This window comes from Enterovibrio sp. FF113 (assembly GCF_041439165.1).
Classification (GTDB): domain Bacteria; phylum Pseudomonadota; class Gammaproteobacteria; order Enterobacterales; family Vibrionaceae; genus Enterovibrio; species Enterovibrio norvegicus_A.
In genome coordinates this window covers 68,988-83,576 of record NZ_JBGONO010000003.1, presented here as the reverse complement: position 1 = coordinate 83,576, position 14,589 = coordinate 68,988, and the positions used below count along the sequence as shown (strand labels likewise).

Below are 14,589 nucleotides of genomic sequence, written 5' to 3'. Positions count from 1 at the left end.
GAGCTAGCGCAAAAAAGGTACAGATCGAAATAAGCGCAAACACGCTCGAACGTTTGTTTGTTCAAGGACAGCTTTGTGCCGCCGAGTTCAGTTGCTTGAATGCCGAATCAAAACAAGCCGTACAATCACTCTGCTTGAACACCTGTATGCATCGGATTTGTCGTGAAGAGAAGTTGAAAGTGGGCGAGTTTCAGATTGAAGTTACTCGTGAATATACTTGAGCAACGTCGAGATAATGTCTGGGTTGAAATCCGTCTAATTTGCCCCAATAGTGAAATGTTAATTGAATGTTTTACCCCAAATGTTGGCCAGAAAATCTATAAATTATTATTTAATCCATTCAGTGCCTTAGAGCGGTTTAGAGAAATATTTATATTTCATCACTTGAAAATGTCATGTGTTACCTCCAAATATATCGGTGAAGAGGTTGTGGCGATATTCGTGCGACCTTGGATAATCATTAATAATTAAATAACCCATATCGCTTCATTGGAGGATATATGATGAAAACTATCGATTTGACACCGCTATACCGTAACAGTGTGGGTTTTGACCGCTTCGCGTCATTGTTGGATAACGCATTCCGTGCAGAAAGCGCGGCGGGCGGCTACCCCCCATACAACATAGAGTCTTTAGAAGACAACTACTACTCCATCACCCTTGCTGTGGCAGGCTTCACGCAAGAGGAGCTTAACATCAATGTTGAGCGTGGCGTGCTCTCTATCCGTGGTGAAAAAGGCAAGGTAGAAGGTAAGAATTTCCTTTACCAAGGCATTGCTAACCGTACGTTCGAGCGTAAGTTCAATCTTGCTGATTATATCGAAGTGACGGGGGCTGATTTAGAGAATGGTTTATTAACCATTAACCTTTTGAAAATCGTGCCTGAAGCGATGAAGCCAAGAAAGGTTGTGATTAATACGGCTAAGAAAAACAGTGTTGAGCCAAAAGAAGAAATGATAGCGTAACGCTTATTGGTATTAACGCTGATATTTTAATGTGATAGTTAAAGGCCGAAATGTAGATTTCGGCTTTTTATTATTTGCATGAAAGTAATCGCACCATTCTGATGTGTTCTACTTGGGTAGATTTTGAGAGGTAAATATTTCCCACGGATATAAATCCTGCTTTTTCGTACATAGATATCGCTTGTATGCGAGCATTCAGCTCTATTTTTTTGGTGTCTAAATGATCGGCGTGTTCAACGATTCTATTCAACAGCATTGAGCCAAAGCCTTGCTGTTGAACTTCTTGTGCAACCACCATCTGTGAAATCTTCATGGAGCCGTTTGAGAGGGCACTTAACCTGCCGTAAGCAAGGATATTTTCGTGATCGGCAAAGGCAAAGTGCTGACTGGTCGCTTCGAGATCATCAAAAACCGTTTCAAAGGGGAGATGGTGCATTTCAAAAAATAGCGCATAGCGCAGTTGTAACGCTTGTGCATAGAGTGGGGATTCAGTGGTGATCTGTTGAAAAGTCGCGGTTTCTTTACCATGCATGCTCTTTCCCTTCCCATGTTAAGAACTTTCCTGTGTCTGCAAGGGTCAGCTGGCTGGTCAGTGCAACAATGCCTTGTGCACTTTCCTTTGCGGATATTTCAGCGTCATCACCCCCCATGTCAGTTCTCACCCATCCTGGATGAACGGGGCAGACAATAATACCCTTCTCTTTCAATTCCAAAGCAAGTACCTGCATGACTTTGTTCACTGCTGCTTTTGAACTTCGGTAAGCATGCATGCCGACAGATTCGCGATGCAATGAGCCCATTTGACTGGATATCGTGATCACGCGGGGTGAGTCACTTATAGCAAGGTTTGGTATGAGCGCACTTGTGACCATTAATGGCGCGATAGTGTTTACTCTAAATGCTTCTGCCCAACCTTTGGCGTCCATATCTTGATAGGACTGATTTACAGGTCCAATGCTGCCAGCATTGTTGATGAGAATGTCGATGGCGATACCATCAAGTATCGTAACAAGTTCTGCGATGCTTTTTTCATCAGTAACCTGTAAAGGACGGAGTGAAAGTTGATTGGTCGATAACAGTGCATTGAGGGCGTCGGGCGGTGTGTGGCCTCGGTAGGTCGCGAAGACTTGATTACCGCTTTCAAGGAACTGCTTAACTAACTCAAGCCCAATCCCTCGGGTTGCTCCCGTGAATAAAACTGTATTCATATGACGAGAAATTCCAATGCCTGATTTTTTAGATAGATTATATCTCATTGATAAATAGCGGAAATCAAACTCAGCAATCTACGTATCAGATCGCAAATTACACCGTGAAGAGAAATTAAGTTCGATAGTTCAATATATTACGCTTCGAAAATAAAGTTACCCACAGAAACGGTGGATAACCCTCTGGGTAACATTTAATTGATACAATTGTCATTCTAATTTTTAACGATTTGATCTTTAAATTTAGCGTGTTAACGATCTGGATTAAAACAGCACACACTTTATTCTTTGACAAAAAAAGTAATGGTTTATCGGGGTTTTGTGTATGAGTCTCACTGCTTATTCATCTTTAAAGCAGCCTAGTTTTATTGGCAGATCGGATGCTTACGCTACTCATTATTAGGGTGTTTCTGCTATGTGGTTAATATTTGAGCGGTGATATTCAGGTGAAAGGAAAGACGTAAAATCTATGCGAAAAAAGCCCGAATAATAATGTTCGGGCTAGATGGGCAATGTTGAACTGGATAAGTTGCGCTAACTGGCTATTTGCTCACCGTTTGTCGCTACCAGAGTTGCTTCCACTGCTGGTGTTGGCGGATGTTGAGCTTGTTTGAGCCCAAGGCGCTCTTCTCGCGGCGGAATGCCAAAATAGTCGCGATAGCATTTACTAAAGTGCGGCGTAGAAACAAAGCCACAGGCAATAGATATTTCGATGATCGACAAATTGGTTTGATTCAGGAGCTGCCTTGCGCGGCTTAACCTTAAATGCAGATAGTAGCGCGAAGGCGAACACTGTATGTGACGTTGAAAAAGCCTTTCCAATTGGCGTCGTGACAAAAGCACCAACGCAGCCAATTCATCAATGCAAAAGGGCTCTTCAAGATTGGCTTCCATTAATGACACGGTTTCCAACAGTTTTGGTTGCGCTGTACCAATCAGGTTCCGGAGCGGCACTTTTTGAACATCTTCACTGTTTCTCACGCGTTCACACATGAACATTTCTGAAATTGCGGCACTCAGCTTATTTCCATGCTCTTGTGTCACCATGCTCAGTATCATGTCCATAGGTGCGGTCCCACCTGCACTGGTCATTCTTTTCTCACACAGGGAAAACAGCTTGTTACTGACTCTTACTGATGGGAAGGCTTCCTGAAATCCGGCCAAATTCTCCCAGTGAATGGAACATGTTTTATCTTTCATTAGTCCGGCTTTTGCTAACACATAACTACCCGTACAAATGGCACCAAGGGTTTTGTGTTTGCGATCTTGTAAAGCCAGCCAACTGAGCAGTTTGGGCGTGTAGTTACGTTCGATATCAACGCCGCCACACACAACCACAATATCAACCTCTCGTTGAGTCTTAATGTGTTCGTCCACATTGATGGTTAGTGAGTCGCTAGCAGACACAGGGTGACCGTCTTCGCTCAAGGTAAACCATTCGTATAACGTTTCGCCAGACAATCGGTTGGCCATTCGCAATACTTCAATGGCAGATGCCATCGCCAGCATGGTGAAGCCATTGCAAAGGTAGAAACCAAGCCGGACAGGTTGGTGAATTGAGGATACTGAGCCCATTGATGGAACCCCTCCGTTATGGGTTTAGTGATCTAAACCGTCCATGTTTAAATTCATTACAGTTCGTATTGAAATCAGCCAGCAGTATTAGTGGCTCATAACCTCTGCGTAGGACATTGTTAACAAAAAGTAAAATGCGAACGTCCAAATCTGTCCATTAAAGGCGATGTTTCTTGAAAATATGAGGAATGATGGGGCTGATTATCGAAAATGAAACACATTACTCCGCGGGTGTGTAGGAGTAATGTGTTTAGACGTGTAAACATTATTTGGGTGTGTGGAGTGAGTGAGTTTCATCCCACGGCTTTTAGCAAGATGCAGTTATTTGCAAAACGAAGCCGCCACGTTCGCCGCTAGTTTGGCGTTGTTCAGTACTAATGCAATATTTGCTTTTAAGCTGCTTCCCTGAGTTTTCTCAGCAACTTTCGCCAGCAAAAATGGGGTTGAGTCTTTGCCTTTAATGCCCTTTTCATCCATTTCGGTAATAGCTTCTGCAATCACACCATTTATCAAGGCTGAAGCCATGGCGTGTTCAGGAGGGATCGGGTTGGCTATCACGACACCACCTTTCAGTGACATTGACCATTTAGCATTTAGTGCTGCAGCCACCTCTTCGGGAGAATCAAGGCGATAGTCGACGCCAAATTCGCTCTCACGGGTATAGAAAGCGGGAAGGGTATCTGTTTGGTAGCCGATCACAGGTACACCTTTGGTTTCGAGATATTCCAAAGTCAGACCTAAATCCAAGATAGATTTGATACCCGCACAAACGACAGCAACATTGGTTTGAGCAAGCTCCTCCAAATCAGCAGAGATATCGAAAGTGGTTTCAGCGCCGCGATGAACGCCGCCAATACCGCCTGTCGCGAACACGCGAATGCCAGCCATATCCGCCAAAATCATCGTGGATGCGACCGTGGTTGCGCCGTCACATCGGTTTGCCACAATAAACGGAATATCGCGGCGACTGGTTTTTATCGCGTCCTGACCGCGCTTACCGAGGTAAGTAATTTCTTCTTGCGAGAGTCCAATTTTTAAACGGCCCTTGAGAATCGCAATCGTTGCCGGCACGGCACCATTGTCTCTTACGGTTTGCTCAACGCGTAACGCTGTTTCGACATTCTCTGGGTAGGGCATACCGTGGGAAATAATGGTGGACTCAAGCGCTACAACAGGCTGACCAGCATCTAAGGCGGCTTTTACGTCAGGATGTATATCGAGATAAGGATTTAGCATAAGACGCCCTCAATGCGTTGTTGAACCAAAAGTTCGGTAATGTCTGGGTTAATGGTATTGATGTGTTCCATGGCAAGCGCGGAGCAACTTGCAGCAAACTCGCAAGCGTCGGCTTCTTTCATGCCTTGTAGTTGGCCGTGTACGAGGCCAGCTAAAAACGCATCACCTGCACCATTGGTATTAATGATGTGCGACGTAACAGGGCGGATAAGACGTTCTTCTCGGGGTGTTCGGAACAAGATGCCGTCAGCTCCCATACTAAGAAACAGCCGTTGAACACCGTGTTGGATAAACCAATCCGCCATTTCGTCGATGTCTGATTCGGATTCCACCGTCATTCCGGAAATCATCTGCCCTTCCACCAAGTTAGGTTTCAGGGTGTGGATGTGTGACAAATAAGGGCGGGCTTTCATCGCTTTGGTTGCTGACACTGTGTCGAGATAAATAGCCTGATCACTAAAGTTGCTAAACACATAGGCCAGCACGGTATCGCTGAGGTTGGTGTCGATCACTATTGCTTCTGCGTGGCGAATCATCTCTGCCTGTCGGCTGATCAGAGAAACATCTAGTTTGTCGAGAATAGACATATCCGCGACTGCAGCGAGCATATCGCCATCATGGTCAAGCAACGACAAATAGGTAGAAGTGGTTTCGTTTTCTAAGACGCTGACCCCGCGAACATCGACGCCAGCACGACGCGTGATATCTCGTACCATATTGCCGTAGGTATCGTTACCTACCACAGAGATGAGTTTGACGTCTGTACCCAAACGCGCCAGATTTTCTGCGATATTACGCCCAACGCCGCCTGCTGAATGAGAAATATTACCGGGGTTAGAGTCTCTAGGAATCAATTCGGCATTGGGTTGGCCCAACACATCAATGTTGGTGCCGCCAATGACCACCACATATCGTTGTTGGTCCACAATGTATCCCTTGCCGCGAATCACGCCTTTTTTGGTCATGTTCATGATATGAACCGCCACTGAAGATCGGCTGATATTCAGTAACTTGGCAATGCGCTGTTGCTGAATAAAGGGATCATCTTTGATCAGTTGTAGGATTTCATCTTCACGGGTGGTCATAGCCTCTCACCTGACATCTGTTTAAATAGTAAACAAATGTTAGTTTTTATCTTGCTGTGTAAACTGTCAATTGTTACTGAGCAATAATTAATCAAAGTGTGATGGTGAAATGAAAATATGCTGAATTATTAGTCATTTCCCAATGGCTTTGCCTAGGCTCATAGGTCGTAAAACGGGTAAAAGTGGTCTCATTTCGAGAACAGGAGGAGGCGTAAATACCACTACACTTAGGAGGACGAGTTCGCTTAGCAAGGAAGGCAAATGGAAAACTCTGCGTCACAGCCAGCATTACATCGCTCGCTGACAGAACAAGAATATCAAGCCGTCAATGAAGCGCTAAATGCGCTAAAGGCCAAACAAGGTGCATTGCTGCCAGTACTTCATCACATTCAAGGGGTGCTGAATTATGTGCCTCCATCATCGGTTCCGGTGATCGCCAGAGGGCTGAATCTTTCCGATGCCGACGTGCATGGTGTGATTAGCTTCTACCACGAGTTTCGTCACACCCCGCCGGGAGCCCATGTCATTCAAATTTGTCGCGCAGAGTCGTGTCAGTCAATGGGCTCGCGTTCACTTGAACAGCATGCGTGTTCACGCTTAGGTATCGAATACCATCAAACCACACGAGATAACAATTTCACGTTGGAGCCTGTCTATTGCCTTGGAAATTGCATGAACTCTCCAGCGGTGAGGGTGGATGATCAAATCTATGGCGACATGACAGACGAAGAGTTTGACCTCCTGCTTAACGGGTTACTGACACAAGTGATAGAGGTAAAAGCGCCATGAGTTATCGCATTTATATTCCCCTTGATACGTCTGCCGTCTCTCGTGGCGCCGATCAGGTAGCTGACCACATGTTGCACAGTGCAGCCAACCTTGGTGAAGACATTGTCGTGGTTCGCACGGGGTCGCGTGGCATGTTCTGGCTTGAGCCGATGGTTGAAGTGGAATCTGAGCAAGGGCGAATCGCGTTCGGCCCTGTGACGCCAGATGACGTTGACGCCTTGTTAGCACTTCGCTTTTTCGACCCAGATGGCAACGGCGAAGCAGGGCTAAATCACCCTTTGTGTCTTGGCGTTACCGAAGACATTTCTTATATGAAGAAACAACAGCGATTGACTTTTGCCCGCGTAGGCATTGTTGACCCGCTGGATATTGAAGATTACCAAAAGCACGGCGGGTTTGTCGGGCTTAAAAATGCGTTGGCATTGTCCTCGCAAGGCATTTTGGACGAAGTCAAAGCATCGGGCTTACGTGGACGCGGCGGAGCGGCGTTCCCAACAGGAATCAAATGGCAGACGGTGGCGGATCAAGTCGATCGCCAAAAGTATGTGATTTGCAACGCCGACGAAGGGGATTCCGGTACCTTTGCAGACCGCATGCTAATGGAAGGCGACCCGTTCACCTTGATTGAAGGGATGATCATTTGCGCCATGGCGGTGGGAGCAAATTATGGCTATGTGTATACCCGATCTGAATATCCCAAAGCGTGTGACATTTTCCAAAAAGCCATTGATACGGCCAAAGCCGCAGGTTATTTAGGCGATAACATTTGCGGTTCTCATTGTTCGTTTGAACTCGAGTTGCGCGTCGGCGCTGGGGCGTACATTTGCGGCGAAGAAACCTCGCTGATGGAAAGCCTTGAAGGAAAACGTGGACTGGTAAGAAGCAAGCCGCCTCTGCCAGCTATCCAAGGTTTGTTTGGTAAACCAACGGTCATCAACAACGTGATATCCCTAGCGTCGATCCCCACCATTCTGGCGCAAGGGGCGGAGTATTATCAGAATTTCGGTCAAGGACGTTCGCTCGGCACCATGCCGATCCAGTTAGCAGGAAACCTTAAACAAGGGGGTCTGTTTGAGCTTGCGTTTGGGGTGCCCATCCGTGAGTTGCTGTTTGAATTCGGTGGTGGTAGCAAAACCGGCAGGCCGCTAAAAGCCGTGCAACTAGGCGGTCCGTTGGGCGCGTATTTGCCGGAATCAGAATGGCACATCGACATGGATTACGAAGCACTATCCACCAAAGGTGCCATGTTAGGGCACGGCGGTATTGTCGCCTTTGACGACCGCACTGACATGAGCCAAATGGCGCGATTTGCGATGGAATTTTGCAGTATTGAATCATGTGGTAAATGTACGCCGTGTCGCATCGGTGCGGTGCGCGGTGTGGAAGTGATCGACCAGTTAATGACTGAAACCGGTGAAGCGAAAGCAGAGAGTGAGATTTTGCTGCGTGATCTTTGTGAAACCATGGAACAAGGCTCGCTTTGCGCCATGGGTGGCATGACGCCTTATCCGGTCAAAAGTGCGCTGAAATATTTCCCCCTTGATTTTGGACTTGCCGAGCAGGCAGACCAATGAGTTTTAGATAACCTAGCGAAGTCAGCGCAATAGCGCGGCAAGGAGCAAAGCAATGGTTGAGTATTACATTCCCATTGAGCAAGACCGCAAGGATTTTGGCACGCCTGCCATTACAGGCGAAGATGTGCAGACAGTGACTCTTTCGATTGATGGTTGGCCTGTCACCGTGCCACAAGGCACGTCTGTGATGCGTGCCGCTTCAACCTTGAACATTCAAATCCCCAAACTGTGCGCAACAGATAGCTTGGATGCGTTTGGTTCTTGCCGATTATGCGTGGTTGAAATTGAAGGCATGCGCGGTAAACCGGCCTCATGTACGACACCTGTTGCTGAAGGCATGGTAGTGACCACCGAAAACAGTGCACTCAAAAAGTTACGTCGTAACGTCATGGAGTTGTATATTTCTGATCATCCACTGGATTGTTTGACCTGTGCGGTGAATGGCGATTGCGAATTACAAGACATGGCAGGTGCCGTGGGACTTCGTGATGTTCGCTATGGATTCGATGGTGAGAATCACCTCAACATGGAAAAAGACACCTCAAATCCGTATTTCACCTTCGATACCAGCAAATGCATCGTGTGTTCGCGCTGTGTGCGGGCTTGTGAAGACATTCAAGGCCAGCATGCGCTAACGGTTAATGGTCGTGCGTTTGAATCCCGTATTGTGGCGGGCGATAACAATTTCATGGAATCTGAGTGCGTGTCCTGCGGTGCGTGTGTGCAAGCTTGCCCAACAGCGGCGCTGACAGAAAACAGCGTGATTGAACAAGGTACGCCGAGTCATTATCGCATTACCACGTGTGCCTATTGTGGCGTCGGCTGTTCGTTTCGTGCGGAAATGCGCGGCGATCAGTTAGTGCGTATGGTGCCGAACAAAGACGGCAAGGCCAATCAGGGGCATTCGTGCGTGAAAGGGCGCTTCGCCTTTGGTTATGCAACTCACAAAGATCGCATGCTGGATCCCATGATTCGTGAATCAATTGATCAACCTTGGCGCAAAGTGAGTTGGGATGAAGCCATTACTTTTGCGGCCAATCGTCTAACCAACATTCGCGACAAGCATGGTGTGAATGCCTTGGGCGGTATCACCTCGTCTCGTTGTACCAACGAAGAAACCTATCTGGTACAGAAACTGGTGCGAGGAGCCTTTGGCACGAATAATGTCGATACTTGCGCCCGCGTCTGTCACTCGCCAACAGGGTATGGCCTTAAAACCACCCTTGGTGAATCCGCAGGAACACAAACTTTCGACTCCGTGCAGTTGGCCGATGTCGTTATCGTGATTGGCGCTAACCCGACTGACGGTCACCCTGTGTTTGCTTCCCAACTAAAGCGTCGATTGCGGGCGGGTGCTAAGCTGATCGTGATTGATCCGCGCGAAATTGATTTAGTGAATGCGCCGCATGTGCGTGCGCAATATCACTTACAACTTCGTCCGGGAACCAATGTGGCGGTATTGAATGCGCTCGCGCATGTGATCATCACAGAGGGTCTGGAAGATTTACCGTTTATTGAAGAACGTTGCGATATCGCTGAGTACAACAAATGGCGCGAATTTATCGCTCAGCCTTCTCACGCGCCTGAAGTGATGGAAAGCGAAACGGGCATACCCGCGATGCTGATCCGCGAAGCGGCACGGCTTTATGGCAAAGCGGGCAATGGCGCGATTTACTATGGCCTAGGTGTTACTGAACACAGTCAGGGAAGTTCGGCAGTCATGGGTATCGCCAACCTTGCCATGGCAACGGGTAACCTTGGTCGAGAAGGTGTCGGTGTGAACCCGTTGCGCGGTCAAAACAACGTGCAGGGCAGCTGCGATATGGGGTCGTTCCCTCATGAGTTACCGGGTTATCGACATGTGTCTGATCCTGCAGTGCGAGCGCTGTTTGAAAGTGAATGGGGCGTACCCATCGACAGCGAGCCAGGTCTTCGCATTCCCAATATGTTTGATGCTGCCATAGCGGGTCGATTCAAAGCTTTGTATGTGCAAGGTGAGGATATTGCACAATCGGACCCTAATACCCAACACGTAGAGGCCGCGCTTACCTCGCTGGAGTGTCTTATCGTGCAAGACATTTTCCTCAACGAAACGGCCAAATTCGCCCATGTCTTTTTACCGGGGGCGACCTTCTTGGAAAAAGATGGGACATTTACCAACGCCGAAAGACGTATCTCTCCAGTTAGGAAAGTGATGGCACCTTTGTCAGGCAAAGGTGATTGGGAAGCAACGGTCGCCTTGTCTAACGCCCTTGGGTTTGAAATGAACTACAGCCACCCATCAGAAATCATGGATGAAATCGCACGCCTTACACCGACCTTTCATGGCGTGAGCTATGAAAAACTGGATGAGTTGGGTTCTATTCAATGGCCGTGCAATGAAGAAGCGCCTGACGGCACACCTACCATGCACATCGGTAGCTTTGTGAAAGGAAAAGGCAGCTTTGTCGTCACTGAATATGTGGCGTCGGAAGAGAGAGTGAATAAACGCTTCCCGCTCATTCTGACGACGGGTCGAATACTCTCACAATACAACGTGGGCGCGCAGACGCGTCGAACAGATAACTCGCAATGGCACACTGAGGATGTATTGGAAATTCACCCATTGGACGCGGAAGACCGCGGCATTACTGATGGCACTGCAGTCAGTGTAGGTAGCCGAGCAGGAGCCGTAACCCTTCAAGCGAAAATTAGCGAACGTATGCAGCCCGGCGTTGTTTATACCACCTTCCATCATCCTGTTTCTGGCACTAACGTGATCACTACCGAAAACTCAGATTGGGCAACAAACTGCCCTGAGTACAAGGTCACGGCAGTGCAGGTGAAAATTGCGGTGGCGCAGGGCGATTGGCAGACGCGTTTCCAAAAATTTGATGAAGAACAGCAAGCGCATTTGTCGGCAGCGACGCAAGATGGAGAGTCCTGAATGGAACACAATATGAACGGCGAGCTGATACGAAATCAGCGTTTGTATGATATGGCTAACCAAATCGCGGACAACCTCATTCATGGCAGGGATGAGGCTGACACCGTCGACGAAGTGGCTTCGCACATTCGCCGGTTTTGGTCGCTCGACATGAAAGAAAGCTTGTTTGATGCGGTGGGTTCGGAAGCGTTGAACCCAATCGCCAATTCGGCAGCAGAAAAACTGGCGATCGACTACCGCAAATAGTTAGCTTAAGTCTCAGATGGGCTAGGCGGTGGCTTCCGCGTCTTCGCGCTTTGCCACCTTATGGCCTTCTTCTGTCACGCCATTTTTCCAGTAGCTGCTGATGTAAATGTTGTCGCGTTCTACGCCTTTTTCATTACGAAAATACTGGCGAAGTGTACGCATGGAATCAAACTCGCAGGCACACCAGACGGCGGCTTCGCCATCAAGCCATGTTTTTTGCACAACGTGTGAGGCAAGAGAATCGTTTTGGCCTTTCACGATCCATTCTATGCTCATGCCTTCTGGGGCATCGAGCGTTTGTATATCGTCTTTCGTGAGCACTTCAATCACAGCATAGCCTTTTGCGTTTTTGGGCAACGCACTGATTTTCACAGACAGGGCAGGCAACGCCGTCATATCTGCCACCATAAAGAACCAGTCTGCTTCTTGATTGATAGTTTGAATCGTACCGGGGCCTGCAATGTTAATGGTGTCGCCTTGTTTGGCATTCATCGACCAACGCGCGGCATGACCACAACCGCAGTCATCGACGTTGTGTCGTACAAAATCAACAATGACGGTGTGTGCGCTTAGATCAATAGCGCGAATAGTGTAAGTGCGAAGAACGGGGCGTTCGCCGTCAGCCAATGCGCTTAAATCGGTATTGCCATCGGGTGTAAACATCAGCTTGATATAGCCACCTTCGCAATTGGAAGGAAAGCGTGACAACCCTTCACCGTGAAGGACAATACGCTGCATGTTAGGTGTGATTTGCTCAGAAGATTGAACGACAAGCGAAGTAGGGCTGGGTTTATTCATTCTTGTTCTCGTGGTTTTTAAGACGACTGGACTGTGCCTACAATAAGATCACTCAAAGAATTTATCAATGATAACAATTATCATTTGCATAAATTTACATTTGAATAATATCAGTTAGGGATCAACGCAAACTAAAGTCCAAGCCATCGTCGCTTAGGGTGACAACTTTGTGTTGCGTAAGAGATGTTTGCGCCGCTAAACCCATCACCACGGCTTTTAAGCCGTCTTCCAGCGTGACTTCTACCTCTTGTTCGCCCCAAATAGCACGTTGAAATCTTTGATGCTGATAGAAAGTTGAGCCATTGTGATCGCCCGCTTCAAGCAGGGCAGAGTCAACGGGGACATCCATGACTTTTGGCCCTTTGGGATCGCGTGGGCTGGAAATTACTTGCGGCACGGGGGCTTCGCCCAAGGTCTTTGTTGGCCAAAAACGACCGGGACCGGGAACAAGGCATTCGACTTTCCCTTTGTCGCCGACCACGCAAATCTCTTCTTGATACCGTGAACCTTCCGCAAACATGCAAAGTTCTAAGCTGGCGCGGGTGTGGTTGTCGAATTCGATGGTCACCACGGCATTGTCGATAATGTCTGGCGTTTTCCCTTCATATTGCTCGTCTCGATGATTCACGGCCTGATTACCAGAGGCAAATACGCGCACGGGATTGGCGTTCGCCATCAGGCGCATTAAATCGAAAAAGTGGCAGCATTTTTCGACTAAAGTGCCGCCTGTTTTGTGGTTAAAGCGGTTCCAATCATCGATTTTATGTAAGAAAGGAAAGCGGTGCTCTCGAATGGAAAACAAGTGGCGCTGCCCAATTTCACCGCCGTGAATCAATGAAAGCAATAAGGTGATGGGCGGCATGTAGCGATATTCCATCGCGACCCAAATGGGCGCAGGGTAATTGGCGGCGGCTTCACTGAGTTTTTTCACATCATCAATGTGCGTGCAGATGGGTTTTTCAATCAAAATGGGTAAGGTACAGCGGCTCATAATGCCAAGTAGTTGCTCCGCATGTTGAAAGTTAGGTGTCACGACAACGAGCGCATCCACATCGTTTCCTTCAAGCAAGGCATCCAGATCCGATACCGCACGTGCACTGGGAACGAGCGCTTGGGCTTTTTTGAGCATGTCAGGGTTTGGCTCGGCAAGCACAGTGATCTCAGCATGATCAAGTAACTGAATATTGCGGATGTGTTCTTGTCCCATCATGCCGCAACCAAGAATGCCATAACGGATTGGATGTTGTTTTGTCATTTTGCCTTACCTTCCTTGTACTGTTAATCCATGTAATGACGGAGTCTTGAGCGGTATGGGGTCATGTCCAGCGCGCGGCATAGCGCACTTTTTCTGGGTCATACCAAGTGAATGAGACTTCATCGATACGATCATGATTTGACCAACTTAACCTTTCGATGTAGCCGCAAGCGCTGCCAATGTCAGGCGCGAAATCTGCGTGTTTCCAGTCCGGTACGTGACCGACGGTGATGCTGTCTTGCACGCGTGAAATCCAAAACCCGAGCTTGTCGCGGTAATACACGTAGAGCGATTCCACCACTTCTTCGGGGGTGACGTGCTCAATGTGGCGACCATCAATCCAAATTTCTTCCATAGCAGCAGGTTGCTGATCCAATTTTCTAAGCCGTCTGAAGCGCCATAAAGGGGCATTAGACGGCAGCCCCAACAATGAAGCGACGTGGGTATTGCTGAGTCGTTCAACGTTCAAGATATCGGCATTCGGAAGTCCGCCACCGCTTTGCAGTTCAAGGCGGAAGAAGTGATACACCGCGCTGTTATCGGGTGTGGTTTTTACATAGGTGCCTGAACCTTGTTTACGTTCCAACAGCCCGTTGCTTTCAAGCTCGGTCAGCGCTTTTCTTAACGTGCCTACGGCGACGCCGAGTTTCTTCGCGAGTTCGGCTTCTGTCGGTAAGCGTTCACCTGGCAGCCAATACCCAGCAGAGATTTCCCTGCGTAACAATTCACTGATTTGAATGAACAGGGGTAATCGGGTTGATTCACTCATTTCTGATATTCTCAAAAAAAATAATCGTTTTAATTCTAGATAGTTAGAGGCGGATTTTCTGTGAAAGATACGAGATCTTGATTTAATTCATTCATCATTGATTTACTTTTCTTGGTTATCTTATAGCATTTATTAACAAATCATTCACTATTCATTTTCATTT

13 protein-coding genes are annotated in these 14,589 nt (G+C 47.8%); 5 read left to right on the top strand and 8 right to left on the bottom strand.

Annotated elements, in window-relative coordinates:
* Positions 1–503: 503 nt before the first annotated feature.
* Positions 504–965, top strand: a complete 462-nt coding sequence (locus tag ACED36_RS03335; protein WP_371732840.1) for an Hsp20 family protein — start codon at positions 504–506, stop codon at positions 963–965.
* A 70-nt stretch (positions 966–1,035) separates the two neighbouring features.
* Here the strand turns inward: ACED36_RS03335 and ACED36_RS03330 are convergent, their stop codons facing one another.
* The 5 genes from ACED36_RS03330 to ACED36_RS03310 form a co-directional block, all read right to left on the bottom strand.
* Complete coding sequence (locus ACED36_RS03330; RefSeq protein ID WP_371732791.1) at positions 1,036–1,497, bottom strand: GNAT family N-acetyltransferase; 462 nt, start codon at positions 1,495–1,497, stop codon at positions 1,036–1,038.
* Entirely contained in the window at positions 1,487–2,173 is a 687-nt protein-coding gene (locus ACED36_RS03325; protein WP_371732790.1) for an SDR family oxidoreductase, read from the bottom strand. Before ACED36_RS03325 ends, ACED36_RS03330 begins: the two co-directional genes overlap by 11 nt.
* Positions 2,174–2,707: 534 nt before the next feature.
* Entirely contained in the window at positions 2,708–3,748 is a 1,041-nt protein-coding gene (locus tag ACED36_RS03320) for a GlxA family transcriptional regulator (protein ID WP_016958326.1), read from the bottom strand.
* Between the two features lie 321 nt (positions 3,749–4,069).
* Positions 4,070–4,984: a pseudouridine-5'-phosphate glycosidase gene (locus tag ACED36_RS03315; RefSeq protein WP_016958327.1), complete on the bottom strand. Its 915-nt coding sequence runs from the start codon at positions 4,982–4,984 to the stop codon at positions 4,070–4,072.
* Positions 4,978–6,069 (bottom strand): PfkB family carbohydrate kinase, encoded by a 1,092-nt coding sequence (locus ACED36_RS03310; protein WP_017006216.1) that lies wholly within the window; start codon positions 6,067–6,069, stop codon positions 4,978–4,980. Before ACED36_RS03310 ends, ACED36_RS03315 begins: the two co-directional genes overlap by 7 nt.
* Positions 6,070–6,330: 261 nt before the next feature.
* Here ACED36_RS03310 and ACED36_RS03305 point away from each other — a divergent pair, with 261 nt between their 5' ends.
* The 4 genes from ACED36_RS03305 to ACED36_RS03290 are packed head-to-tail and all read left to right on the top strand — an operon-like array spanning position 6,331 to position 11,604.
* The gene (locus tag ACED36_RS03305; RefSeq protein WP_017006215.1) at positions 6,331–6,858 is read left to right on the top strand and encodes a formate dehydrogenase subunit gamma; all 528 of its coding nucleotides are present in this window, start codon (positions 6,331–6,333) and stop codon (positions 6,856–6,858) included.
* Positions 6,855–8,432: a formate dehydrogenase beta subunit gene (locus ACED36_RS03300; protein WP_371732789.1), complete on the top strand. Its 1,578-nt coding sequence runs from the start codon at positions 6,855–6,857 to the stop codon at positions 8,430–8,432. The genes ACED36_RS03305 and ACED36_RS03300 overlap by 4 nt, the downstream gene beginning before the upstream one ends.
* Positions 8,433–8,484: 52 nt before the next feature.
* Complete coding sequence (fdhF, locus tag ACED36_RS03295) at positions 8,485–11,358, top strand: formate dehydrogenase subunit alpha (RefSeq protein WP_371732788.1); 2,874 nt, start codon at positions 8,485–8,487, stop codon at positions 11,356–11,358.
* On the top strand, positions 11,359–11,604 hold the full coding sequence (locus ACED36_RS03290) for a formate dehydrogenase subunit delta (RefSeq protein ID WP_016958332.1): 246 nt from the start codon (positions 11,359–11,361) through the stop codon (positions 11,602–11,604).
* A 21-nt stretch (positions 11,605–11,625) separates the two neighbouring features.
* Here the strand turns inward: ACED36_RS03290 and ACED36_RS03285 are convergent, their stop codons facing one another.
* From ACED36_RS03285 to ACED36_RS03275, 3 genes are all read right to left on the bottom strand, one after another.
* Positions 11,626–12,402, bottom strand: coding sequence for a siderophore-interacting protein (locus ACED36_RS03285; RefSeq protein WP_371732787.1), 777 nt, complete (start codon positions 12,400–12,402; stop codon positions 11,626–11,628).
* Between the two features lie 121 nt (positions 12,403–12,523).
* Positions 12,524–13,657, bottom strand: coding sequence for a Gfo/Idh/MocA family protein (locus tag ACED36_RS03280; RefSeq protein ID WP_371732786.1), 1,134 nt, complete (start codon positions 13,655–13,657; stop codon positions 12,524–12,526).
* A gap of 61 nt (positions 13,658–13,718) precedes the next feature.
* A complete protein-coding gene (locus ACED36_RS03275) occupies positions 13,719–14,426 on the bottom strand; it encodes a GntR family transcriptional regulator (protein WP_016958335.1) in 708 nt (235 codons plus the stop codon).
* Between the last annotated feature and the right edge of the window lie 163 nt (positions 14,427–14,589).